The following is a 23,729-nucleotide window of genomic DNA, read 5'->3' as shown; positions in this document are numbered from 1 at the left end:
GTTATATAACAGTATATACTAATGTGTATAGATTGCAACAGAAAAAAATGCCTATTTACAGTGAGTAAATAGGCATTTCTTATTAATGTTTGAGGTTATTTTTATTATCTTTACTTCGTTTTAATTTTTCAGGTGTTACATCATCCCCGTTCGGATCAACAAAGGTCATACCATGCAAATCTTGAACGAAGGATTTACGGAAAACTTGTAAATATTCTTCTCGTAGTTTTTTTTGTTCAGCTTTTTCTGCTGATGTTAAATCTGATTGTTTAGATTTTCTAGACAGTTCATTTATACGTTGCATCTTATCTTTAGATAACATAGTAAAAACTCCTTTTTAAAGCATTCTTCACTCTATCCTACAGCAGAATGAAAGGAATTTCTAGTTATCTGTATTTTCCACATGTTCTTTATATCTTCTATGTACGGTTGCTTTAGACACATCAAAGCCCAGCCCTCTAAGCGTTAAAGCAATGTCATGAAATGTAAGCTTCATGTTCTTTAATCGTACGATTTCAGAGATTGGCACTTCCTTTTTGTCTCTGCCACCACCAGTTTGATTTTTTAAATTCTTTTGAGGTTTATACCCTTCTTTAACAGCTTTTCTCATTCCACGCTTGATCTTCATATTATGAAGCTTTCGTTGGTATTCTTCTACAGTAGACACAATATCAAGCACCATTTCGTCCGCTTCTGTTAATGTGTATTCTCCGTTATTAGAGAGCGTATAAACTTTAATGTTGTATTTGATCAACTGATGAAGTAATGCCATCTTAGCTTTTCCTCTGCCTAAACGAGTATCATCTTGTACAAGAAGGCACTGAAACTCTCCATCCCTTGCAAGATCTAATATATTTAGCAACTCTTCTCGATCTAAAGAGAAACCACTTGCTTTTTCACGGTAACAATTCACAACTTCAAATTTAAATTGTAGTGCTAACTTCTTTAGTTCCGCTTCTTGTCTTTCTAATGAAGTTATTTGTTCATCTTTATCTGTACTAACTCTGGAGTAAATGATTGCTTTCATTGTTTTAAACCCGCTTTTTTATTTATTGACTGGTATGATTACTTTCTGACCTGGAAAAACAGCTGCCGCATTTACACTGTTCTTCTTTTCGACCCATTTTATAAATTCCCAATTGGAATAATGGTGCTTGGCATTATACTCTTCAGAAAGACTCCACAGTGAGTCCCCCTCCTGTATGGTTACTTCGATATATTGAGCTTCTTGTGAGGCAAGATTTGATAACGTAAAAAATATACCACCTAACAACCCTAAAAATACAATAACATGCATTGTCCCTTGTTTCATTGTGATATCCCCTTTCAACAAACGTTTGTTCGCATCTCTTACATTCATAATAACTGGAACGTTTGTTCGGTGTCAACTATTTTTTCGAACTTATGTTTGTATCTCTTAATTCTCCATGATATACTTTTTATAGATAAAAAATTCGGTGAGGTGCTAAAAAATGACTAAATTATCCAGACGACAATTGGATATATTGGCTTTCATAAAAGAGGAAGTATCACAAAAAGGGTATCCGCCTTCAGTTCGTGAAATTGGAGAGGCAGTTGGCCTTGCATCAAGCTCTACCGTTCACGGACATTTAGCAAGACTTGAAAAAAAGGGGCTTATAAGGCGAGATCCAACAAAGCCAAGAGCAATTGAAGTATTAGGTCTAGAAGACAACATCCCTTCTGTTCGTTCTGTTTCAATCCCTGTGATCGGTAAAGTTACGGCAGGTCTTCCAATCAGTGCAGTTGAGAACGTAGAAGAATACTTCCCTCTACCTGAGCACGTTGTTGGGGACGAGAACGTATTCATGTTATCTGTTGTTGGTGATAGTATGATTGAAGCAGGAATTTTCAATAGGGACTTAGTTGTTGTAAAACAGCAGCCTACAGCAAATAATGGAGATATCATCGTAGCTATGACCGATGAAGATGAAGCGACTGTAAAAAGATTCTTCAAAGAAAGAAACCATATCCGCTTGCAACCTGAAAATTCATCGATGGAACCGATCATCTTACAGAGCTGTACGATTTTAGGTAAAGTAATCGGCGTATACCGAAGTATTCATTAACTGAATTTTCCTTAGAAGAAGTATCTAATTGACTAGATACTTCTTTTTTTCGTCCTATTACTTTACTAATTCATAGATTAATAATACTTTTAAAAGATCATTCATAGGCACTCCGGTGCTCGACTAATGAAGGATTAGTTCAATTAATTGACTGAATATTAAGTCTTTTTATCCATTTACATATTATACCTAAATAGTTTAAATTGGCAATGTAACGAGGTTAACCAAAACTCCTTTTCTCTTCGTTTAACTTTAATCATTTTAATAACAATCGTATGAATTGATAGGAGGTGATCGAAGGGAGGACAAGTGTTATTATTTCAGAATAAAAAATTACGAATAATGGGAGTGAGAATAATGCGCAAAAAACTATATCTTTATATGATTTGTTTTGCTCTTGCCGCAGTAGTATTTTCACCTAAGACATATGCAGAAAAAGAGTATACGATTAAGTCATTTGACTACGTGAATGTGGACGGTAAAGCTGTCGAATCTAATGCTTTTAAGCTACTAGATGATCACATCAAAGTGACTATGGTACTTCCAAAACAGAATAAGAGCGGCGATTGGTTGGCATATGGATTCACAAACATGAAAGAATTAAATGCCTATGTCGAAAAGGACAAGCTTAAACAACAAAAGAAAATCGATACGATGGGTACAGGTGCTTGTTGTACAGACTTTTATGAGAACAAGAACAAAGGTGGCGCCTACATTTATTGGAGAGACGGTTTTAAGAACCTCCCTTCAAGCTGGAATGATAGAATCTCATCACTAAGCACTGCATCACCTTCATCAAGCTACTCGACCACGCTCTGGCAGCATACTTCATCACAAGGCTATGGAAAAGGAGTCTTATTTAAGCACTCTGATTGGTATGGTAAGACTGCAAACATGGCATCTGACTGGAACAATATTGCTTCCGCTATCGAGATCAAATGATTTTAAAACCCCTGACTTCTTATGCTGTCAGGGGTTTTGTTTCTAAGTAGTATAAAGTTATTCGGTGTTCCCTTCCCATGCTTCCATACCACCTACCATATTGATCACATTAAAACCGTAGCTTTGAAGAAGCTTATATGCCCGACTGCTTCTACCTCCAGAACGACAAACTAATACGTACTCTTTAGATTTGTCCAATTCATGTATACGAAACTCTAACAAACCTAGTGGGATATTCATGGTTGTTGGTATTTTTCCTTCTTTCACTTCAGATGTTTCACGAACATCAATCATATGAAGAGATTGCCCTTCTTTTAATTTTTTCTCAAGTTCTTTAGCCGTTAACTGTTTCACTCTCTATTCCTCCTATACATGTGACCGCAATATACCCTGATGGGGTATATTGCCAAGGTGTTCCTCTCTCCCAAATGTCAGAAGCCAATCTCATTAAGCTCTTAATAATCGAGAAACTTTGTTATAAAATAGTACGATAAAGAATAGTCCTACCGCTGTGAGTAACAGTCCAAGAGATAATATCGTTAAAGATAACATTTTAAAAACCACACTCAATGCGACTACAATATAAAAGACAGCAAGCATTTCTTTCACCCTATCTTCAGAAAACTTCTTCAAATTGAAGATACCAAATGGAGTACCAATAAGTGCTCCGACGATCAGTAGCAAACCGTGGCGATAATCCATTTCTGCTCCTCCATACACATAAGATCCGATTCCAGAGATCACAATAATCGAAGCTGCCGCAACACTTGTACCGATTGCTTTATTGAGTTCAATATCAACTTTCTTTGTAAGTAATGGTGTCATCACGAAACCACCACTAACCCCCATAAGTGATGATATGATTCCTGTAAACAAACCAATTAAAGGAATCCAAGACTTTCCCCTCTCTTTTCTAACAGATTGTCTATTGGTTAAAAATTGAAGTGCGAACCAGCTCAAGATCAGAACATATACAGTTGAAATAACCGTTGATGCTCCATTTATTTTTTCGAGCCAATGTACGAATGGCACAGTTGAAACAGCCCCTATTACCCCGAATAATCCGAGTATACACGCCAAACGAACGTTTACATTTTTCATTTTTATGTGAGATAGTGTGCCAGTAACTGTTGAGCCCAATGTCAACATTAAAGAGAGTATAATGGCTCCGCTAGGTTCGTAACCAAGTACTAAAAGTACAGGAGTCAGTATAATACCCCCGCCAATCCCAAAAAAACCGGAGATAACACCGATTGCTGCTCCACCAATAATAAACAAAAGCCACTCCATTTCATAACACTTCCTTCCTCCTTTCATTGTAACTCCAGTTAATTTATAATAAAAATGAATAAATATTATTGGAACCATTACGAATCTTAATGGAGGTTTCATTATGCAATTAGATTGGATCAGAAGTTTTGTGACACTTGCTCACCTAAAACATTTTACAAAAACAAGCGAATTCCTAAACCTATCTCAACCCACTATAAGCGTCCACATCAGAAAGCTAGAGGATTATTTAGGTTTGAAGCTTATTCAAAGGTCTGGAATGAATCAATCTTTTGAATTAACAAACGCTGGGGTACAAGTATTCGAACAAGGTAAGAAAATGTTAGAAATTTCAAGAACGATTGAATCAATAAAAGAAAAAAATGAAGAAATTCTACTCCGAATCGGAGCAACACATACCGTAAGCGACGTATTATTACCAGACTTCGTAAAGAAGATAAAGTTACTCTATCCATTTATCCGTCTAAAGCTCATGATTCATAATCACGAACAAATAGTCGAGGAATTACAAAAGAAGAAGATTGATATAGCTTTAGTTGAAGGAACAAGTGGATTAGATCCTTTTCAGGTAGAAGTAGTCAGCAGAGATGAGCTGCGCTTTTATGCACAGCATAAAATGTCTCTTGAAAACTCTCCACTTATTCTTAGAGAGAAAGGATCTGGTACAAGGGAATATGCTGATCAACTTCTGCGTTCCGAAAGAATTGAACCGACAGAGATCATTGAAGCAAGCAGTCATTATTTGATTAAACAGTTAGCTGTTAGAGGACTTGGCATTGGATTTCTATCCTATTGGATGGTTAAGGATGAAGTATCAGAAGGAAAGCTTGTCCCACTCGATCCACATGTTGTTTATCGTCCCTTTTATGCGGTATATGCTGAAGAGTACGCCATAGGCACCATTTATTCAGAAGTATTGAAGGTACTTCGGAAATTTTCTTAAGAACAAAAAAACCCCTGATAATGATATCAGGGGTAATCCTTTTAGTACATGCTCATATATTGTTCGCGTTCCCAAGGGTGAACTTGTGTACGGAACATATCCCACTCGATCTCTTTCGCTTCAATGAAGTGCTCTGTAGCATGTGCTCCTAGAGCTGTTGTAAGAACTTCGTTTTTGCTGAATAGAGTTAGGGCTTCTTTTAATGTTGCTGGAAGATCTTTGATTCCTTCTGCTTCGCGCTCTTCTTTATCCATCACATAGATGTTTCTATCGATTGGCTTTGGAGCGTTTAGCTTGTTCTTGATTCCATCAAGACCTGCTGCAAGCAATACTGCCATAGCAAGATAAGGGTTAGCCGTTGGGTCAACGCTTCTTACCTCAATACGAGTACTTATGCCGCGAGAAGCTGGAATACGAATAAGCGGGCTTCTGTTTTGCATAGACCATGCAACGTAACAAGGCGCTTCGTAACCAGGTACAAGACGCTTATAAGAGTTTACAGTTGGGTTCGTGATCGCTGTAAAATCTTGTGCATGCTTTAAGATACCTGCTAGGAAATGCATTGCTGTTTCGCTTAATCCTGTTTCAGATTTCGCATCATAAAACACGTTTTCTCCATCTTTGAATAGAGACATATTTGCGTGCATACCTGATCCGTTCACACCGAACAATGGTTTAGCCATGAATGTTGCATGAAGACCATGTTTACGTGCGATCGTTTTTACAGCTAACTTAAACGTTTGAATGTTATCACATGTGCTTACTGCATCAGCATATTTAAAATCGATCTCATGCTGACCAGGTGCTACTTCATGGTGAGAAGCTTCGATTTCAAAGCCCATATCTTCAAGTTCTAAAACGATATCTCTACGGCAGTTTTCACCAAGGTCAGTTGGAGCTAAGTCGAAATATCCACCTTTATCGTTTAGTTCTAGAGTCGGCTCACCCTTCTCGTCATTCTTGAATAAGAAGAATTCTGGTTCAGGTCCAATATTGAAATCAGAGAACCCTAGGTCTTTCATCTCTTTTAATACGCGCTTTAAGATTCCACGAGGATCTCCATCAAACGGATTTCCGTCAGGCATGAAAATGTCACAGATCAAACGTGCAACTTTACCTTTTTCAGAAGTCCATGGGAAGATCATGAATGTATCTAAATCAGGATAAAGATTCATATCTGATTCTTCTATTCTAACGAATCCTTCAATAGAAGATCCGTCAAACATCATCTTGTTCTCTAAAGCTTTTTCAAGTTGACCAATCGGAATCTCAACATTTTTGATAACACCCAATAAATCAGTAAATTGCAAACGGATAAATCTTACGTTTTCTTCTTTTACCATTCTTAAGATATCTTCTTTAGTGTACTTAGACAAATCTTTCTCCTCCTTTAAATATAAAGCGCCTGGTTATGGCGATTGTTCACATCGTAAGTATTATTAAATGATTTTTAATGAAAAAACCTGGATAGTTCTCCTTGAATCAATGAGGTTTTTCCATGTCTGCCAGCATGAATCAATTCCCTTTTTAACCTGCGATGAAGCGCAGATTCGGAAATTTGTTGAACACCTTGCACATTCGGCTGGTTCTTAATTAATTCTGCTGCCTGTTCATTTAGCTCAAAGACTCGTTTGATACCGGCTAAATTCACACCTTGTTCAAGTAGTGCTTTGATCTCAAGAAGTTTATCAACATCATTAAATGAGAATAAACGACGGTTCCCTTCAGTTCGTGCAGGATGAATAAGATCATGCTCTTCGTAATAACGAATCTGACGAGCTGATAGTTCAGTCAGCTGCATGACGATGCTGATGGGGAACAAAGGTAAGTTCCTACGATTCATATCGTTCATATTGCCTACCTCCTTTCAACTTCTTTTTATATCTTATGTCACAAAAGCTCACATGTCAATCCTAATGTTAGAAAAATTAACATCAAAACAAAAAAGAGGCTTACCGCCTCTTTTTCTTGTTTCTTTTAAGGATAAGTTATCTACTAATAAGCCCTTGTGTTAAAAGTTCATCGACAGCTGATAATACGGCAATCTTAACATGTTCATACGTTAGCCCACCCTGCACAAACGCTATGTATGGCGGTCTGATCGGACCATCAGCTGTTAGCTCGATGCTTGCACCTTGAATAAAAGTACCCGCTGCCATGATTACATCGTCTTCATAACCAGGCATATAATCAGGGTATGGAATCGCATAAGAGTTGATCGGAGATGCCTTTTGAATAGCTTGACAGAATTTGATCATACGCTCTCGATCATTAAAGACTACAGATTGGATAAGATCTGTTCTCTTTGCATCATATGAAGGACGCGTTTCCATTCCTAATTCTTCTAAGAAAGCAGCTGTAAACACCGCTCCTTTCAATGCTTGTGCCGTTACATGAGGCGCAAGGAAGAACCCTTGATACATCTCTTGAAGACTGTAAAGTGACGCTCCTGCTTCACGGCCGATTCCAGGGGAAGTTAATCGGTAAGAGATCCTGTCGATCAAATTCTCTTTTCCAGCGATATAGCCACCTGTTTTAGCAAGACCACCGCCAGGATTTTTAATCAAAGAACCTGCAATTACATCGGCTCCTGCTTCGATCGGTTCTCTTTCTTCAACAAACTCTCCATAACAATTATCCACAAATACGATCACATCAGATTTGATTTCTTTTACGAAAGATATCATTTCTTCTATTTCATTCACTGTAAAAGATGGACGATCAGCATAACCTTTTGAGCGTTGAATTCCGATCACTTTCGTTTTTTCCGAAATTGCACGTTGGACTTCTGTAAAGTTAATCGCTCCTTCAGAAGTCAGATCTACATGTTGATACGAAATGTTGTAATCTTTTAAGGACCCTTCACCCGTTCCCCTGATCCCTACGATTTCTTCGAGCGTATCATAAGGTTTACCCGTGATATAGAGGAGTTCATCTCCAGGACGGAGCATTCCGAATAAAGACAGAGTGATCGCATGAGTACCAGAGATGATTTGTGGCCTAACGATTGCAGCCTCTGCTCCAAAAACATCCGCATATACCTTTTCGAGAGTATCACGACCCGTATCATCGTATCCATATCCTGTTGAAGGATGAAAATGGTGATCTCCTACTTGATTGTTTTGAAAGGCTCTCAACACCTTTAACTGATTAAATTCACTTTTCTCATCGATCAGTTTATGTTGTTCTGCAATTCGTTCTGTTACTTTTTCAGTAGTTTTTTTAAGTACGTCTTCATTTTGAAACTGTGAATACATGTTATTCTCCTTTGTTGCTGATGGACGGAATGGAAGAGGAAGATAACGCGTATCCCTTGCATTCATAGACCAATTCTTCTTTATTGAATTCTTGTGTGATAAGTATGGTTTCTCCACGAAGTTGTGATAGAAGCTTACCATCATGTGCTAAAACTTTAACTTCATAGTATGTCATCTGCTTCATCACTTCTTTTTCAATCGTTTCAAGTAATGAAGAAATATCCTTATTCTCTAATGCAGAAATAGAAATGGACGGATTCTCTGGAATGAAATCGTCTTTGAACTGGTCTTTTTTATTATAAACCGTGAGCATAGGTATATGAGATGCCTTCAGCTCGCTTAAAATACGTTTAACCGTTTGTTCATGTTGAATGCGATCCTCACTAGAACCGTCGATCACATGAATAAGAAGATTTGCTTCTGCGGCTTCTTCTAAAGTTGACCTGAAGGCCGCGATCAATGATGTTGGTAGATCTTGAATGAAGCCTACCGTATCTGTTAATAGCATCTGAAACCCGCTTTTCAGTTTTACTTTTCGAGTCAACGGATCTAACGTCGCAAATAATTGATCTTCTTCATAACTATCAGCTTCTGCTAATTTGTTAAAGATCGTCGACTTTCCTGCGTTCGTATAGCCAACAAGTGCTGCTTGAAAAGCGCCTTGATGTTTGCGGCGTTCTCTATATCTTTCTCTATGACTTACAACAGAATTGATCTGTGTTTTAAGCTCATGTATACGAAACCGAATATGACGTCTATCTTTTTCAAGTTTGGTCTCACCAGGACCACGTGTTCCGATTCCCCCACCTAACCTCGAAAGACTGGCGCCGATACCTGATAAACGGGGCAGTAAGTATTCAAGCTGAGCGAGTTCTACTTGAAGCTTCCCTTCTCTCGTCTTCGCTCTTTGCGCAAAGATATCCAATATCAGTTGTGTTCGATCAATGACTCTTGCGTTGAAATGCGATGATAAATTGCGAACTTGAGAAGGAGATAATTCACTGTTAAAAATAATGATATCTGCTTCAAGTTCTTCTTCAAGGGTGATAATTTCCTCTACTTTACCTTTACCAATAAAAGTAGCTGAATCATATCGGTCTCTTTTTTGTGTAACAACAGTACACACAGTCCCTTGAGCTGTTTTTGTTAAAGATTTTAATTCTTCCATTGAATAAAAAAAACGCTCGTCGTTCTGCCGTGGAAGCTGACATCCGACGAGTATCGCTTTTTCATGAACTGAATCTTTGTTTTTGTTCAAATTTGCGATCCCTGCTTTCCATAGTCTCCTCTCATCATATCAAATCGAATCCCGTTCTTCTAGCACAAGGTCATCACTTTGAATCGTCATCAACGCTCTTCTGTCTTGATTCGTTTCGTTCAGTAGCCTTACTGATTGCCTTCTGACCGCTTTTTCAACCATATTACGAATGTATCTTCCATTTGAAAATGATCCGGGATTGCTGTTCTTTATCCGCTCGATATGACTTTTTAGTTTCCATTCACAATCTCTTGTCAGCATGTATTCCCTTTCTGTGATCATTCTTTTAGCAATTTCCATTAATTCTTCGACCGAATAATCAGGAAACGATATAACAATTGGAAACCTAGAAGGTAAACCCGGATTGAGTTTTAAGAAACGATCCATTTCTTTAGGATAACCTGCCAAAATGAGTATGAAATCGTGTTGCTGGTCTTCCATAGCTTTTACGAGTGTATCAATGGCCTCTTTCCCAAAGTCTTTTTCTCCTCCGCGGCCTAAGGAATAGGCTTCATCTATGAACAATATCCCACCGCTTGCCTTCTTTAAGAGCTCTCGCGTTTTTTGAGCAGTATGCCCAATATATTCACCGACAAGATCAGCGCGCTCTGCTTCGATCAGATGACCTTTTGAGAGTACTTTCATCTCATGAAACAAAGTGCCTAATTTTCTAGCTACCGTGGTTTTTCCAGTACCTGGGTTTCCTTTGAATAACATATGAAGAGCTTGTTTCTCAGCTTTTAACCCTAATTCTTGACGACATTTATTAATATGAAGCCATGCATAGATCTCTTTAACATGAAATTTTAAATCATCCATTCCGACTAAACGGTTCAAATCTTTTTCCATCTTTATTAGCGGTTGGTGCTTTTCAATTGTCTTCTCTTTTTTTCCTGCTAGTGCAGCTCCATCATCAATCTTTGATTTTTCATTCGTTTGATTCAAAACGATATTGATCTGCCTTTGCTTTTTTATCGCAATAGGTTCATTCAAAAGGAACCACCTCACTTTGCCAGTCAAATCATTATACGCAACACTATATGTTTCCGTGACAAATGCCTATATTGTTTCTTGATCCACTGTTATCAATTTATGTTGTAGTCTTATGATCTACTACAAAGACAAGCCTTGTTTTTACAATGAATAATTACCAATGAATTTGTAAGCGTTTTCTATTTTCAGATGAATAAAAATACTCAAGTATGCAGTATTTCCGTGTTATGTTAAATAATGTGAAAAAAGTACGAATTGAATGGAAGAAGAAATCATGCATATAAAATTACAGAAAAGCTTGTATATCTTGATCGGGCTGTTTTTAACTGCGATCGGGATAAAATTACTTAACATACACACATTAACGTTCGGTGGAACTGCAGGAATCGCAACTTTGGTTTCATTTATGACGAATTGGACATGGGGCATTCTATTCCTTATTGTGAACCTACCTTTCTTTATTTTATCAATCAAAAAATTGGGATGGAATTTCTCACTTTTAACGTTTCTTTGCATCATCCTCATTTCAGCCATATCCGATCTCATGGATTATCTTGCTCTTCCGCTAATCTCCCCGATTGCTGCTGCGATCATTGCCGGAAGTTTGATAGGTATAGGCGTAAGTTTTGTATTGAATTCAGGAGCATCATTAGGTGGCATACATATTCTAGCTCTATATTTAGAGCAAAAATCTAATATAAATCGAGGAATCTCCTTGTTTGTTACAGATTTTATTATCGTGTCATCTGCTGTAGTCATGTTTGGTTTTAGAAACGCTCTGATATCCATCATTGCAATAACTATAGCTTCCTTCTTAACTGGAAAATTAAAAAGCACAGTTAAGCCATCAGAAGCTGTTTATCGATCAACTGATACAGAAACACTTCAAAATAGTTAAAAGCACTCTCCGCAATAGGAGAATGCTTTTTTTATTCCTCTAATCACCATTTGTTTACATAGTAATTATTATGTAAACAAATGTCTATTGTTGTCATTTTCTGCGCTTGCTTAGGAAATAAAAGCTTTTATTCGTAGAGATCATCCCGCGTGCGATTCTTCTCTTCATGCATTTCTTGCCTCTCTGTTGATTTCGACTGCCCTTTTAACGGTTTAATTTTCCCAATTAATATCCCTAGCTCATTATAGACTCCACTTTTTGAATCATGTTTACTATGTGACGCAGTGTTTCCAAGCTTCTTTATTTGCTCTATCTTATCAGGGTCCGTAGTGATCGCTGCATTCCTTCCATGTGCATTCCCCTTAATTCCATTATAAACTTCTCTTCTTAGTTGATCGTTTTCTTTCCCCGGTGAAACAGGCTCATTCGGAACGATGCCAACTAGTGTGTAAATACCACTTACAATGACATACGCCTGATCTACTCCGTTTATTTTTTCCGCAAGCTGCACAAGATCCTTTGATTGATGAACTTCATCAGACTTTTCAACGACTAATGGTGAATCTATCTGTGTGTTTGGTTTTCTTTCTGATGAATCGTATTTCACTTGCTCTGTATCTAGAGTTTCATCTCCAGAACCGGTTTTGCCTGAACAAGCACTAAAAATGAAAACTGAAGATAGAACGAGCACTCCTAATTTCCGCATATTTAACCATCCTTTTTTCTATAGTTTCCTTTGGACATTGTAGAAATATGCAAAAAAAACACCCTTTGTTATAATGGTAAAAAGAGGTTATAGGAGGCAATTATGGAAGATTATCCACACTTACCCGAATATGCCGATTCATTTATTGTGCACTTACAGAAAAAAGATAGAACAAAGAGTACGATAAAGCGTTATTATTATGATCTTTTAGATTTTTTTGCATGGGTTCGAGTTATTAAGAAAACAGATGACTTAAGAGTGATACAAAGCCTAGATACGTTGACGCTAAAAGAATATTTTCTTTTTCTTTCAGAGCAGAGAGAATATCGAACTGCCACAAGCAAACGAGTTTTCACAGTTATAAAAAGTCTCTTTTTCTATCTGCATACAAATAGAAAAATTTCATCGAATCCATTTAATGAACTGGAGCAAACCCTTAAAGAAGACACTCAATTTACAGATGATGACTTTATTTCGGATGAGGAATACAAGACCCTTTTCCAAACTCTCTCTTCTTATGAGGGACTAACGGAGAAACAACAAAAATATAGGCACCTGTTGATCAAAAGAAATGAAGCCATCCTTTCACTTCTTTATCGGTATGGCATTACACTACAGGAAATCACGAATATTGAAATGAAACATGTTCATTTCACACAGCATGAATTAACAGTGATCAACAAAAAAGAAACAAGACTGATCGCTCTTGATGATGAGACACAACAATTATTATATGAATACAAGGAAAAGATTCCTGAAGTTATTCGGCCAAGGGTTTATTCTTCAGATCGTTTCTTTATCGCGTTTGATTACCAGAGAGGAACGTATCGATTTGATTATGGGAAGTATGAGCCAAAACCGTTAACTGTTATCGCTATACAGAAGATGCTGAGACAAGAGGTCCGTCGTTCTGGACTAAGAGAAGGGATCAGTTCTCAACACTTAAGAAGAACAGCCATTTTAAATCTTTTAAAAGAAGGAAAAGATGAAGAAGATGTTCAATTGTGGTTCGGATTAAAATCAAACCTTACTTTAAACCGCTATGAAGCATACTTAGAAGCAGCTGAAGTAAAGCAATAAGACGAATATGTAGACATTAAAAACTCCCTATCGACCTCTTAAAGGTCAACAGGGAGTATTTTTTATTCATTTGTATTTGCAGAAGACAAATCGACATTTCGATGTGGGGTGAACGTTGAAATGGCATGCTTGTAAATGAGGTGCTGTTTTCCTTCTGCCTCTAGTACAACCGTAAAGTTGTCAAACCCCTTTACTAAACCTTTAAGCTGAAAACCATTCAGCAAATATACGGTCACATAAATGTTTTCGCGACGTAATTGGTTTAAGTAATGATCCTGTAAATTGATTGATTGCTTCATGTGAACAGATCCTCCTCTTTGGGCATTACCCTTATACATTCTCGGAAATTTCTAATTTCCCTTCAACAAAGTGCTGAATTTCTTGAAATTTTTTGTGAAAGGGATCTTCGTCCATACTAAACCATTCTACATCCATCTGGTTGCGAAACCATGTGAATTGTCTTTTTGCGTATCGCCTTGAGTCTCTTTTTAACAATGTGATCGCTTCTTCTAAAGTACTTTCCCCTGAAAGATATGGAAAAAACTCTTTGTAGCCTATCGCTTTAGCTGCCAGACTATTCGTAATGTCTTGTTCAAAAAGCATCTTCGCTTCGTTAAGTACCCCTTGTTGAACCATAAGGTCCACTCGCTCGTTTATTCGTTTGTATAAGTGCTCTCTATCCATCGTCAATCCTACTAAAGCTAGCTGATAAAGCGATTCCTCATCACTCTTTTTCTTTCCTTGTTCAATAGAAGGAGCATTTCCTGTTGTATAGTAAATTTCAAGCGCTCTTATAACACGTTGTACATTGTTCGGATGAATTTCTTTAGCACGCTCCGGGTCGACTTCTAGTAGTTCAGCGTGCAATGCCTCTGGCCCTTCGATTTCTGCCTTTTTTTGAAGTTCATTTCGCATCTCGTTATTTCGGTTCGCATCAGAAAATTCATAGTGATGAGTAACAGCCCTTACGTACAACCCCGTACCACCAACAATAATCGGAATCTTACCTCTTCTATTTATATCTGATATTCGTTCTCTAGCTAACTTTTGGAACTCAGCAACTGAGAATGCTTCCTTAGGATCTTTAATATCAATAAGATAATGAGGGATTCCTTCTTTCTCTTCCTCCGTAATCTTTGCTGTACCTATGTCGAGACCTCTATAGATCTGCATAGAGTCCCCGCTAATGATCTCACCATCGATCGCCTTAGCAAGTTCGATACTGGTTCTTGTTTTCCCAACAGCCGTTGGGCCTACGATCACAACTAATTTATCTTTCATCATTAACTCCTACATCACTCTTTTGAACATCTTCTCAAGTTCATACTTTGATAGATGGATCGTTATTGGTCTGCCGTGTGGACAAGTATAAGGATCTCTTGAAGTTCGAAGAGATTCTAACAAAGCAAAAATTTCATCGTTCCTTAAATGATGGTTCGCTTTGATAGATCCTTTACATGACATCATGATCGCTGCATCTTCTCTTAATTTATCGATATCGATTTTTTTATCATCGAGTACCTGCTGGATGATATCCAGTATGATCTCTTTTTCATATCCGTTCGGAAACCATTGTGGATGCTCTCTAACGATAAAAGTATTCTGTCCAAAGGTTTCTAAAAACAGACCCACTTCGCTGAGAGTCTCTAAGTGACTCTCTAGAAAGGCAGATTCACTCGCTGTAAATTCAAAGGTATATGGAACTGCTAACAGTTGAGTTTCTCGATCCACTTGCCCCACCTTTTTTCTGAAATACTCATATTTAATGCGTTCTTGGGCAGCATGCTGATCGATTAGATATAATCCCTTCTCATTTTGAGCAATGATATACGTACCATGCATCTGTCCGATCGGATACATAACGGGAATTTTATCAATTGACTCATCTCTAAGATGTTCATGCTCTAGGGAATCTGGTGCTTGATTCATTTCGGGATGAAATGATTCCACCGGAAGATCCTCATTCTCGATAACTGGATGCGATGCTTCTCTAATATGAGAAGGAACAGCATCAGATTCAATAATTGAACGGTTGGCACTTAGAGTCGTTTCTAAAATTGCAGTTACGTCGGTTTGAACTTCTTCCTTTTTCCTTTGATAATCAAAAGAAAATGAAGGCTGTTCTTCTCGATCATTCTGTCTTTGTTCTTTTTTCTTAAACTGAACATCAGGGATCAACTGCTGATTTCTGATCACTTTTCTGAGTTCGTTTTCAATAAGCTGAACCAGTTCAGTTTCTTTACTCAACCTTGCTTCATGTTTTGAAGGATGAACGTTGACATCAATAATTGTCGGATCCATCTTAACCGATAAGATAGCGATCGGAAAGCGACCGATCGGCAGGAACGTATGATAAGCATTTTGTACAGCTTTTGATAGTGCATAGTTCTTAATATATCTTCCGTTCATAAAAAAGGACATATACTGACGTGAAGCTCGGTTCATCTCTGGTTTTGCTATATATCCCCTTACTTCATAATCTAATGAAGAAAATGAGACTGAGATCATGTTTTTAGCTGTTTGTATCCCATAAACAGATGCAATGATCTGCAGCATATTTCCGTTACCAGACGTGTGGAGAAGTTCTTTTCCGTTATGCTTTAAACGAAAAGAAACATCTGGGTTAGCAAGAGCCAGTCTGTTCACTAGATCACTGATCGTGCCTAGTTCCGTCTGAATGGTCTTAACATGCTTCAATCTAGCTGGTGTGTTATAGAATAAGTTACGAACAGTAAAGTCTGTGCCTTTTCTGCTGTTCGTCTGCTGCTGTTTTATGATTTTACCATTCTCGATAAACAAGTAAGCACCTGGTCCGTCACCCGTTGATGATTTCAGTTCGACTTGAGAAACAGAGGAGATACTCGGTAATGCTTCTCCTCTAAACCCCATGGTACGAATGTGGATTAAATCTTGCTCACTTTTAATCTTACTCGTTGCATGGCGGTTAAAAGCGAGCACGCAATCCTCCGGCTCGATTCCGTCCCCGTTATCTAGTACACGAATGAGTGATAACCCACCTTCTTCAACTTCGATCTCTATTCTCGTCGCGTTCGCATCGATTGAATTTTCAACAAGCTCTTTAACGACAGAGGCTGGGCGTTCAACAACTTCACCAGCAGCGATTTTATTGGAAAGATGTTCATCTAGTTGTACAATTTTGCCCATTCGTCACGCCTCCTTTATCTTACTTTTTTTTGCAGTTTGTATAACGCGTTCATCGCATCAAGAGGAGTCATCTCTAATACGTTTAAATTTCTTAACTCTTTGATCAACTCTTGCTCTTTATTGTCTCTTCTATTCGTCGTATCCTTTTTTTCTACAAAAAGACTCAATTGACTTTCTTGAAGATCCTCTTCCCTGGTCACTGAAACTTCTTGAATGGGAAGCGCCTCTCGTTTTTCTTGATTTTCATAGGTTTGTAAAATTGTTTTTGCTCTAGAGATCACTGGTTCTGGTAGTTCAGCGAGTTCCGCCACTTGTATACCAAAACTTTTATCTGCTTGTCCATCAATGACTTTATGCAAAAATACGAGACTTCCATTCTCTTCAACTGCACTTACAAACACATTTTTTAAAGATTGAAGAGACTCTTCTAAGACAGTAAGTTCATGATAATGAGTAGAGAATAATGTTTTTGCAGCTATTTCTTCATGAATGAATTCAATGATTGATTGCGCTAATGCCATCCCATCATATGTGGAAGTCCCTCGTCCGATCTCATCTAAAAGGATCAAACTGTTCTCAGTTGCACTCGTCAGAGCAAAGTTCGTCTCGAGCATCTCGACCATAAACGTACTTTGCCCTCCTACTAGATCATCAGCAGCTCCAATCCGCGTAAAGATCTGATCAAACATTGGAAGCTCAGCACGATCTGCTGGAACAAAGCAGCCGATCTGCATCATGACAGCTGTAAGTGCCAACTGGCGCATATACGTACTCTTACCTGCCATGTTTGGACCCGTTATAAGGAGCATATTTCTATCATTATTTAAAACAATGTCGTTAGGTACGTATTCTTGGGCATCCATGACTTTTTCTACAACCGGATGTCTGCCGTTCACAATATTAACGATTCCATCCTCTGATACTATCGGTCTTACATAACGGTACTGCTCACTGATTGCAGCAAAAGATTGCATGACATCTAGTTCAGAAATGGCTGATGCAAGCTCTTGAAGCCCTGGAATGAATTGTTTTACATACTCTCTCACTTCCAAAAAGAGTGTATATTCTAATCCAGAGATCTTCTCTTCTGCTTCTAAGATGATTCTTTCTTTCTCTTTCAGTTCTGGCGTAACATATCTTTCAGCGTTCGCGAGCGTCTGTTTTCGTTCATAACGATCTGGTACTTGTGAAAGGTTCGATTTTGTAACCTCAATGTAGTATCCAAAAATCTTATTAAAACCTATTTTTAAAGACTTAATGCCTGAAGCTGCCTTTTCTTGTTGCTCAAGAGAAGCGATCCAGGCTTTACCGTTACTGCTCGCATCTTTATATTGATCCAGCTGCTCATTGTAACCTGCTTTGATCAGACCACCTTCTTTAATTTGAATGGGTGCATCATCATGAATAGCAGAATCTAAATAGTCTCTGAGTGTTTTATGTTCATTCATCTTCGCATGAAGCTCGAGTGCGTATTTCCCTTCAATACTCTTGATCTTTTCTTTTAAGACCGGAACACTGAACAGAGATCTTTTCAATTGTACAAGATCTCTTGGACTAGCGTTTCCATAAGATATTTTGGCTATCAATCGTTCCATATCATAAACAGACTTCAATTGTTCTTTGATCTCTTCACGAATAAAGAATTCTCCGATTAAGTTTTCAACGAGCTGAAGCCGCTTCTCAATCGTTTCTTTTACGAACAACGGCTCTTCCACCCATTGTTTAAGCTTTCTAGCACCCATTGCTGTCATCGTGGCATCTAACAGCCATAATAGTGAACCTTTTTTTCCTTTTGCTCTGATTGATTCTGTTAATTCTAAATTCCGTTTTGAAAAGGCATCAAGCTTCATTCTTTTATCGTTCTGCTGAAATTCAACAGCTTTTATATGGTGGAAAGATCGTTTTTGCGTATGAGATAGATAGTTGAACAACCGTCCTGAAGCACGTAATAAGATTGGATCAGAGATCGTCTGAACAAGTTGATTAAACTGACTATCTATAGAATTCTCTTCTTGGATAGAAACGGAAGCTTGTCCTGTCTGTGTAACTGTGTGCGTCCAAGCATCATACAATTCTTTGTTTCCAACAATCTCTTTTACACCGTGACTTAAAAGTAATTGAATGAACGATAACTGATTTCCGTCATATGTATATCCCTTCAACTCACCTGTTGAAAGATCACAAAGAACGTATCCATAAGAATCGTTTTCTTTTTCTATCGATACAAGAAAATTGTTCTCTCTATCTTGAAGAAGGTGGTCATCAATAACCGTTCCTGGCGTAATAATCTGGATGACTTCACGTTTCACTACCCCAACAGATAGTTTAGGATCTTCTACTTGTTCACAGATCGCTACTCTATGTCCGTTCTCAACTAATGTTTTTATATAACCTGCTGACGAATGATAAGGTATCCCACACATCGGAATTCGATCTTGAGAGCCTCCATCTCTGCTTGTTAGTGTAATTTCAAGGATTTGAGATGCTCGAACAGCATCTTCAAAAAACATTTCATAAAAATCTCCTAGACGGAAAAATAAAAAGGCATCCTGATGAGCTGCCTTAATTGATAAATATTGTTGTATCATTGGAGTATATTGAGCCATAATTTCACCTTTTTCATAACATTTCAATGTCGCTATTATAACATAATTCACAGCATCTATCGTTTTCTCTGCATGAAAAAAACGGGAAGCTCTCTCCCCGTTTTCTATTCTTCCAAATCACCTATTAAAAAGTTCGGATCCAGGTCTTCAAAATTCTCATCTTCTACATCATATTCCCAATCTCTTGTCTCTACATCATCAAAACCGTCCGGATTCACATATACACAAACTTTTGTTTCTCCGATAATTTCACAAACGAACTCTCTTTCTACTTGAACAATCACTTTATTTCCGTTCGGAGAGATCGTCGCTTCTAACGTATTGGGTTCTTGAAGTGCACGGCACGTAACTTCATATTGATTGCCTAACGCATTCTTATCTCTTACACTGAGATCCACTTTATCTACAAAATGAATGGTCTCTGTTACGACTTCCGTACGAGTATTATCATTGTATGAATACCACACGTTGATATCATAGCTTCCTTCTACATCTACTGCTTCACCATTCCGCTTCGGTTTATATGCATGGTTGATGATCCAGCATCCTAAAATGCTGCTCGGACGATGACTCGGTGCAATGGTATGCGTTGCTTGAGAAAATTTTCTCCCTTTGCCGCAGACCGCTTTTGTGATGATTTCTCTGTAAGTCAACTCTTGTTCTACGCGTCTTGACATACATGAATCCCTCCTCTACCAATCTCCATACAGTATATGCTGGGCGGATGCCTATTGTGTCTTCATTTATTTGAAACACAATTAGTCTAAGTATATGGGCGTTTGTTGTCCAATGTTCTCAAAATATTATATGTGGTAAACGGTACGTGAAATTATTTTTGCGTTTTTATTGCTTTTGCAAGTGGTTGATTATCCCTCTAGGATACTCTCTTAACGGGTATGTGAGTCTAAAACGCAATGCGGAATTTGTCGAGGTTTGTAGACTCGTGGATAAATGGGGAAAACTTTTGGATTGAGAGCCAAATCTCGTGGATAAACAGCAGAAACTTTTGGATTGCATACCAAAACTTCTGGATTGAAGGAACCTAATACCTCTATGGGTATGTGCGAAACATCCAATAAACTGGAATGAATCTCAAATAAAAACACGATGTCTACAAAAGACATCGTGTTTATGGTTAGTGACAACCGCAGCCGCCCGGAGAACAGCCTTCTTGAGAACCAGTAGTTCCTTTTAAAAGGTCCCCGCCAGTGGATTCAATGATCTCATCTGTTACTTTGTTCGAGATCGTATGTGAAACCATCTGTAAGATATCATTCACATCACTTTGAGATTGTTTGAACTCTTGTACGACTGGAATGCTATCAAGCTCTGCCATCAGTGCATCGATTTTTTCTTCTACTTCTCTTGATGCTTCATGCTTTTGATAATGTTGAAGATTGACAGCTTGTTTTTGAAGATTCTTAATCTGTCCCATCAATCTTGCTACATTTGAATTTGTATTGATCTGAGCTTCTGCTTTTTTGAAGAATTCTACTTCATCAGTCGTTGCGATCATTTTAGCCAGTTCTTTAGCTTTTCCCAAGATTTCTTCTTTCGTATATGTGCTCATTAGCCTACCACCTCTGATTTTTCTTCTACCCAATCGCCGCCAAGGTTCCATGTTTTAGCATCGGTAATCTGAACTTTGACGATTTCACCTATTAAGTGCTTAGGAGCTTTAAAGTTTACTACTTTGTTGGAACCTGTGTGACCTGTTAGTACATCAGGATTCTTTTTACTTTCTCCTTCAACCAGCACTTCTACGACTTTACCGATATATGCTTTGTTCTTTTCTAATGAGATATCATTCAGCATGGCGTTCAGTCTTTGCAGACGCTCTCGTTTCACTTCCATCGGAACATTGTCTTGCATCTTCGCAGCTGGAGTGCCTTCACGCGGGGAATAGATAAACGTGTAAGCAGCATCATACTGCACTTCTTTTACTAGAGATAAAGTCTCTTGGAATTGTTCTTCCGTCTCATTTGGAAACCCAACAATAATATCCGTAGTTAATGCTACATTCGGCATTGCAACTTTGATCTTGTTTACAAGCTCTAAATAATGTTCACGTGTATATTTACGAGCCATTAATTTGAGTACATCGCTGTTTCCGTGTTGGACAGGCAGATGCACATGATCTACAATGTTACCGCCTTTAGCTAGTACTTCAATTAACCGATCATCAAAATCTCGTGGATGACTTGTTGTAAAACGCAGTCTTGGAATATCGATCTTACGGATCTCATCCATTAGATCGCCAAGACCATACTCTAGATCTTCAAAATCTTTGCCGTATGCATTCACGTTCTGACCGAGAAGCGTTACTTCTTTATATCCTTCTCTCGCAAGCTGTCTTACTTCTTCGATGATATCTTGAGGATAACGGCTTCTTTCTTTTCCTCGCGTGTAAGGAACAATACAATATGTACAGAATTTGTCGCAGCCGTACATAATGTTGACCCAGCCTTTAACGTTTCCTTTACGCTTTCTTGGCAGGTTCTCGACGATATCCCCTTCTTTAGACCAAACTTCAACTACCATCTCTTTTGAGAATAATGCGTTCTCGATGATTTGAGGCAGACGATGAATGTTATGAGTACCAAAGATCATATCAACTTGAGGGTACGTGGAAAGAATACGGTTAACAACAGATTCTTCTTGTGACATGCAGCCACATACTCCAAGAAGTAGATTAGGGTTGTTCGCTTTCGTATGTTTTAAATGTCCCAGTTCACCGAACACTTTGTTCTCTGCATTTTCTCGAATGGCACATGTGTTAAGAAGGATCACATCGGCATCTTCAGTAGAATAAGTGATTTCATAACCCATTTCATTCAGAATTCCTGCCATAACCTCTGTATCATGTTCGTTCATCTGACAGCCATACGTACGAATATAGAACTTTTTACCAACACCAATATTTTTTAAATTTTCCGGAATAGAAAAATCTTTTAATATTTGTACTTGCTCTTTACCACGCTTTTTCGCGTCTTTTAAAGAAGGCGGTGCATACGTAGATTGAAAGTATTGTGAGTAGTCTCTTTCTTTTTCGTTTGTCTTCACTTTTTGATTGTCTTTCGTAATATCCAAGACATATTCACTCCTTATTGCCTTTACTGCTTGGTAATCCGTTCATCTTAAATCTAGTTTTTCATCCAACTGTAACATTATATCAAAAATTGGATTATAGTTAAACTTGTAATCGTTTTAGTTTACATAATAAAATTACGGTTATTAAAAGGTGCCTTTTGGTAGGGTCAATAAAAAAAGTTGACCCCAAAAGCTTCCTGATGCGCCTTTAAAGTCAACTTTACACGTATTTAAATGATATTTAATTCTTTTCCTGCTTTTTCAAATGCATCTAACGCAGCTTGTAGTTCTTCTTTCGTATGCTGAGCTGTTACGATTGTTCTTACGCGAGCTTTACCTTTAGCTACTGTTGGGAAAGCGATACCTTGAGCGAATACACCGTATTTTAATAAAGTATCCGATAGTTTATGCGCAAGCGCGTCATCACCTACAAGTACTGGTGTAATAGGTGTCTCACTAACTCCTGTATTGAATCCTAGTTCTTTTAATCCCGCTTTAAAGAACTTCGTGTTCTCCCATAGTCTTTCCATATGTTCTGGCTCTTCTTCTAACACGTCGATCGCCGCTGAACTTGCTGCGATTACTGCTGGCGGATGTGATGTGCTAAACAAGAACGGACGACCTTTATGAATCAGGTAGTCTCTTAACGTTTGCGTACTCGCAATATAGCCACCTAGTACACCAATTGCTTTACTTAATGTTCCCACTTGAATGTGAACACGACCGTTCAAGTTAAAATGATCGATCGTACCGCGACCGTTCGTTCCTAGTACACCACTCGCATGAGCATCGTCTACCATTACGAGTGCATCGTACTTCTCAGCTAATTCTACGATTCCAGGAAGTGGTGCAATGTTTCCATCCATAGAGAAAACCCCGTCTGTTACGACGATTCTTTTTCTAAACTCTTGTGTCTCTTTTAAAGCCGCTTCTAAATCTTCTAGATCAACGTGTTTGTAGATTCTTCTTTTTGCTTTCGTTAAACGAATGCCATCAATAATCGATGCATGGTTCAACTCATCAGAAATAACAACGTCTTGATCTGTTAATATAGCAGAAAGAATTCCTTGGTTCGTTGAAAAACCAGATTGGAAGACAAGACATGCTTCTGTGTGTTTGAATTCAGCTAATTTTTTTTCAAATTCTTCATGCATAGAAAGTGTTCCAGCAATCGTACGCACAGAGCCCGTACCAACGCCAAATTCTTCTACAGCTTGTAGGGCTGCTTCTTTCATTTTAGGGTGACTTGTAAGTCCTAAGTAGTTGTTGGAAGAAAGCTGAATCACTTCTTTTCCGTTGATCACAACTTTAGAACCTTGCTCTGATTCTAGTGGTACAAGCTTTCTAAACGTACCTTCTTCTTTCATATGGTCCAATTCTTCTTGTAGGTATTCAAAACCTTTCATCACGATGT

At 38.1% G+C, this 23,729-nt stretch carries 23 protein-coding genes and 1 pseudogene; 5 read left to right on the top strand and 19 right to left on the bottom strand.

The window, feature by feature from the left end; genetic code table 11:
- Positions 1-82: 82 nt before the first annotated feature.
- From IHV10_RS06355 to yneA, 3 genes are read right to left on the bottom strand one after another with little or no spacing between them, the layout of a single operon-like run.
- Entirely contained in the window at positions 83-322 is a 240-nt protein-coding gene (locus IHV10_RS06355) for a DUF896 domain-containing protein (RefSeq protein WP_197127799.1), read from the bottom strand.
- Between the two features lie 60 nt (positions 323-382).
- Positions 383-1,027 (bottom strand): YneB family resolvase-like protein, encoded by a 645-nt coding sequence (locus IHV10_RS06350; RefSeq protein ID WP_197127798.1) that lies wholly within the window; start codon positions 1,025-1,027, stop codon positions 383-385.
- 18 nt (positions 1,028-1,045) lie between these two features.
- On the bottom strand, positions 1,046-1,312 hold the full coding sequence (gene yneA / locus IHV10_RS06345; RefSeq protein WP_066393884.1) for a cell division suppressor protein YneA: 267 nt from the start codon (positions 1,310-1,312) through the stop codon (positions 1,046-1,048).
- Between the two features lie 160 nt (positions 1,313-1,472).
- Here yneA and lexA point away from each other — a divergent pair, with 160 nt between their 5' ends.
- Positions 1,473-2,087 (top strand): transcriptional repressor LexA, encoded by a 615-nt coding sequence (gene lexA, locus IHV10_RS06340; protein ID WP_197127797.1) that lies wholly within the window; start codon positions 1,473-1,475, stop codon positions 2,085-2,087.
- A gap of 432 nt (positions 2,088-2,519) precedes the next feature.
- Positions 2,520-3,029: pseudogene (locus tag IHV10_RS06335) on the top strand (hypothetical protein); the annotation flags it as partial.
- A 57-nt stretch (positions 3,030-3,086) separates the two neighbouring features.
- Here the strand turns inward: IHV10_RS06335 and IHV10_RS06330 are convergent.
- On the bottom strand, positions 3,087-3,383 hold the full coding sequence (locus IHV10_RS06330; RefSeq protein ID WP_197127795.1) for a rhodanese-like domain-containing protein: 297 nt from the start codon (positions 3,381-3,383) through the stop codon (positions 3,087-3,089).
- A gap of 93 nt (positions 3,384-3,476) precedes the next feature.
- The gene (locus IHV10_RS06325; protein ID WP_197127794.1) at positions 3,477-4,319 is read right to left on the bottom strand and encodes a sulfite exporter TauE/SafE family protein; all 843 of its coding nucleotides are present in this window, start codon (positions 4,317-4,319) and stop codon (positions 3,477-3,479) included.
- 103 nt (positions 4,320-4,422) lie between these two features.
- Between IHV10_RS06325 and IHV10_RS06320 the strand changes: the two genes are divergently transcribed.
- Positions 4,423-5,262 (top strand): LysR family transcriptional regulator, encoded by an 840-nt coding sequence (locus tag IHV10_RS06320; RefSeq protein WP_197127793.1) that lies wholly within the window; start codon positions 4,423-4,425, stop codon positions 5,260-5,262.
- Between the two features lie 41 nt (positions 5,263-5,303).
- On the opposite strand, the gene glnA is transcribed toward IHV10_RS06320, so the two are convergent.
- The 5 genes from glnA to spoVK form a co-directional block, all read right to left on the bottom strand.
- The gene (gene glnA, locus IHV10_RS06315) at positions 5,304-6,638 is read right to left on the bottom strand and encodes a type I glutamate--ammonia ligase (protein WP_197127792.1); all 1,335 of its coding nucleotides are present in this window, start codon (positions 6,636-6,638) and stop codon (positions 5,304-5,306) included.
- 74 nt (positions 6,639-6,712) lie between these two features.
- Positions 6,713-7,114: a MerR family transcriptional regulator gene (locus IHV10_RS06310; RefSeq protein ID WP_066393870.1), complete on the bottom strand. Its 402-nt coding sequence runs from the start codon at positions 7,112-7,114 to the stop codon at positions 6,713-6,715.
- A gap of 136 nt (positions 7,115-7,250) precedes the next feature.
- A complete protein-coding gene (locus IHV10_RS06305) occupies positions 7,251-8,519 on the bottom strand; it encodes an aminotransferase class I/II-fold pyridoxal phosphate-dependent enzyme (RefSeq protein ID WP_197127791.1) in 1,269 nt (422 codons plus the stop codon).
- A gap of 1 nt (position 8,520) precedes the next feature.
- Positions 8,521-9,777: a GTPase HflX gene (hflX, locus tag IHV10_RS06300; RefSeq protein WP_197127790.1), complete on the bottom strand. Its 1,257-nt coding sequence runs from the start codon at positions 9,775-9,777 to the stop codon at positions 8,521-8,523.
- Between the two features lie 39 nt (positions 9,778-9,816).
- On the bottom strand, positions 9,817-10,770 hold the full coding sequence (gene spoVK, locus IHV10_RS06295; protein WP_197127789.1) for a stage V sporulation protein K: 954 nt from the start codon (positions 10,768-10,770) through the stop codon (positions 9,817-9,819).
- A gap of 274 nt (positions 10,771-11,044) precedes the next feature.
- Here spoVK and IHV10_RS06290 point away from each other — a divergent pair, with 274 nt between their 5' ends.
- On the top strand, positions 11,045-11,668 hold the full coding sequence (locus IHV10_RS06290) for a YitT family protein (protein ID WP_197127788.1): 624 nt from the start codon (positions 11,045-11,047) through the stop codon (positions 11,666-11,668).
- A gap of 127 nt (positions 11,669-11,795) precedes the next feature.
- On the opposite strand, the gene IHV10_RS06285 is transcribed toward IHV10_RS06290, so the two are convergent.
- Positions 11,796-12,374, bottom strand: a complete 579-nt coding sequence (locus IHV10_RS06285; protein WP_197127787.1) for a YhcN/YlaJ family sporulation lipoprotein — start codon at positions 12,372-12,374, stop codon at positions 11,796-11,798.
- A 102-nt stretch (positions 12,375-12,476) separates the two neighbouring features.
- On the opposite strand from IHV10_RS06285, the gene IHV10_RS06280 reads away from it, so the two are divergent.
- Entirely contained in the window at positions 12,477-13,454 is a 978-nt protein-coding gene (locus IHV10_RS06280) for a tyrosine-type recombinase/integrase (protein ID WP_197127786.1), read from the top strand.
- Between the two features lie 62 nt (positions 13,455-13,516).
- Here the strand turns inward: IHV10_RS06280 and hfq are convergent, their stop codons facing one another.
- From hfq to IHV10_RS06240, 8 genes are all read right to left on the bottom strand, one after another.
- Positions 13,517-13,753: an RNA chaperone Hfq gene (gene hfq, locus IHV10_RS06275; protein WP_066393852.1), complete on the bottom strand. Its 237-nt coding sequence runs from the start codon at positions 13,751-13,753 to the stop codon at positions 13,517-13,519.
- Positions 13,754-13,784: 31 nt separating this feature from the next.
- On the bottom strand, positions 13,785-14,735 hold the full coding sequence (gene miaA / locus IHV10_RS06270; protein ID WP_305069413.1) for a tRNA (adenosine(37)-N6)-dimethylallyltransferase MiaA: 951 nt from the start codon (positions 14,733-14,735) through the stop codon (positions 13,785-13,787).
- Between the two features lie 9 nt (positions 14,736-14,744).
- Entirely contained in the window at positions 14,745-16,619 is a 1,875-nt protein-coding gene (mutL, locus tag IHV10_RS06265; RefSeq protein ID WP_197127784.1) for a DNA mismatch repair endonuclease MutL, read from the bottom strand.
- A gap of 14 nt (positions 16,620-16,633) precedes the next feature.
- Positions 16,634-19,225 carry a DNA mismatch repair protein MutS gene (mutS, locus tag IHV10_RS06260; RefSeq protein ID WP_197127783.1) on the bottom strand — a complete coding sequence of 864 codons (2,592 nt, stop codon included), beginning with the start codon at positions 19,223-19,225 and terminating at the stop codon, positions 16,634-16,636.
- A 104-nt stretch (positions 19,226-19,329) separates the two neighbouring features.
- A complete protein-coding gene (gene cotE, locus IHV10_RS06255; protein WP_144700658.1) occupies positions 19,330-19,902 on the bottom strand; it encodes an outer spore coat protein CotE in 573 nt (190 codons plus the stop codon).
- A 458-nt stretch (positions 19,903-20,360) separates the two neighbouring features.
- Complete coding sequence (locus IHV10_RS06250; RefSeq protein ID WP_197127782.1) at positions 20,361-20,795, bottom strand: RicAFT regulatory complex protein RicA family protein; 435 nt, start codon at positions 20,793-20,795, stop codon at positions 20,361-20,363.
- Complete coding sequence (gene miaB, locus IHV10_RS06245) at positions 20,795-22,315, bottom strand: tRNA (N6-isopentenyl adenosine(37)-C2)-methylthiotransferase MiaB (protein WP_197127781.1); 1,521 nt, start codon at positions 22,313-22,315, stop codon at positions 20,795-20,797. The genes IHV10_RS06250 and miaB overlap by 1 nt, the downstream gene beginning before the upstream one ends.
- A 230-nt stretch (positions 22,316-22,545) precedes the next feature.
- Complete coding sequence (locus IHV10_RS06240) at positions 22,546-23,721, bottom strand: glycine C-acetyltransferase (protein WP_197128224.1); 1,176 nt, start codon at positions 23,719-23,721, stop codon at positions 22,546-22,548.
- Positions 23,722-23,729: the final 8 nt, after the last annotated feature.

Origin of the sequence: Fictibacillus sp. 5RED26 (genome assembly GCF_015903895.1) — a bacterium.
GTDB classification, from domain to species: domain Bacteria; phylum Bacillota; class Bacilli; order Bacillales; family Fictibacillaceae; genus Fictibacillus; species Fictibacillus phosphorivorans.
Note: the sequence above shows the minus strand (reverse complement) of the source record. Positions and strands in the feature narration are given on the sequence as shown.

Coding starts and splice junctions, on each gene's coding strand:
- cotE (WP_144700658.1), bottom strand. CDS start 19,902: ATGTCAAGACGCGTAGAACAAGAGTTGACTTACAGAGAAATCATCACA.
- IHV10_RS06325 (WP_197127794.1), bottom strand. CDS start 4,319: ATGGAGTGGCTTTTGTTTATTATTGGTGGAGCAGCAATCGGTGTTATC.
- IHV10_RS06355 (WP_197127799.1), bottom strand. CDS start 322: ATGTTATCTAAAGATAAGATGCAACGTATAAATGAACTGTCTAGAAAA.
- IHV10_RS06350 (WP_197127798.1), bottom strand. CDS start 1,027: ATGAAAGCAATCATTTACTCCAGAGTTAGTACAGATAAAGATGAACAA.
- IHV10_RS06305 (WP_197127791.1), bottom strand. CDS start 8,519: ATGTATTCACAGTTTCAAAATGAAGACGTACTTAAAAAAACTACTGAA.
- miaA (WP_305069413.1), bottom strand. CDS start 14,735: ATGAAAGATAAATTAGTTGTGATCGTAGGCCCAACGGCTGTTGGGAAA.
- IHV10_RS06320 (WP_197127793.1), top strand. CDS start 4,423: ATGCAATTAGATTGGATCAGAAGTTTTGTGACACTTGCTCACCTAAAA.
- IHV10_RS06310 (WP_066393870.1), bottom strand. CDS start 7,114: ATGAACGATATGAATCGTAGGAACTTACCTTTGTTCCCCATCAGCATC.
- IHV10_RS06290 (WP_197127788.1), top strand. CDS start 11,045: ATGCATATAAAATTACAGAAAAGCTTGTATATCTTGATCGGGCTGTTT.
- mutS (WP_197127783.1), bottom strand. CDS start 19,225: ATGGCTCAATATACTCCAATGATACAACAATATTTATCAATTAAGGCA.
- IHV10_RS06250 (WP_197127782.1), bottom strand. CDS start 20,795: ATGAGCACATATACGAAAGAAGAAATCTTGGGAAAAGCTAAAGAACTG.
- yneA (WP_066393884.1), bottom strand. CDS start 1,312: ATGAAACAAGGGACAATGCATGTTATTGTATTTTTAGGGTTGTTAGGT.
- IHV10_RS06280 (WP_197127786.1), top strand. CDS start 12,477: ATGGAAGATTATCCACACTTACCCGAATATGCCGATTCATTTATTGTG.
- mutL (WP_197127784.1), bottom strand. CDS start 16,619: ATGGGCAAAATTGTACAACTAGATGAACATCTTTCCAATAAAATCGCT.
- IHV10_RS06285 (WP_197127787.1), bottom strand. CDS start 12,374: ATGCGGAAATTAGGAGTGCTCGTTCTATCTTCAGTTTTCATTTTTAGT.
- IHV10_RS06240 (WP_197128224.1), bottom strand. CDS start 23,721: ATGAAAGGTTTTGAATACCTACAAGAAGAATTGGACCATATGAAAGAA.
- hfq (WP_066393852.1), bottom strand. CDS start 13,753: ATGAAGCAATCAATCAATTTACAGGATCATTACTTAAACCAATTACGT.
- lexA (WP_197127797.1), top strand. CDS start 1,473: ATGACTAAATTATCCAGACGACAATTGGATATATTGGCTTTCATAAAA.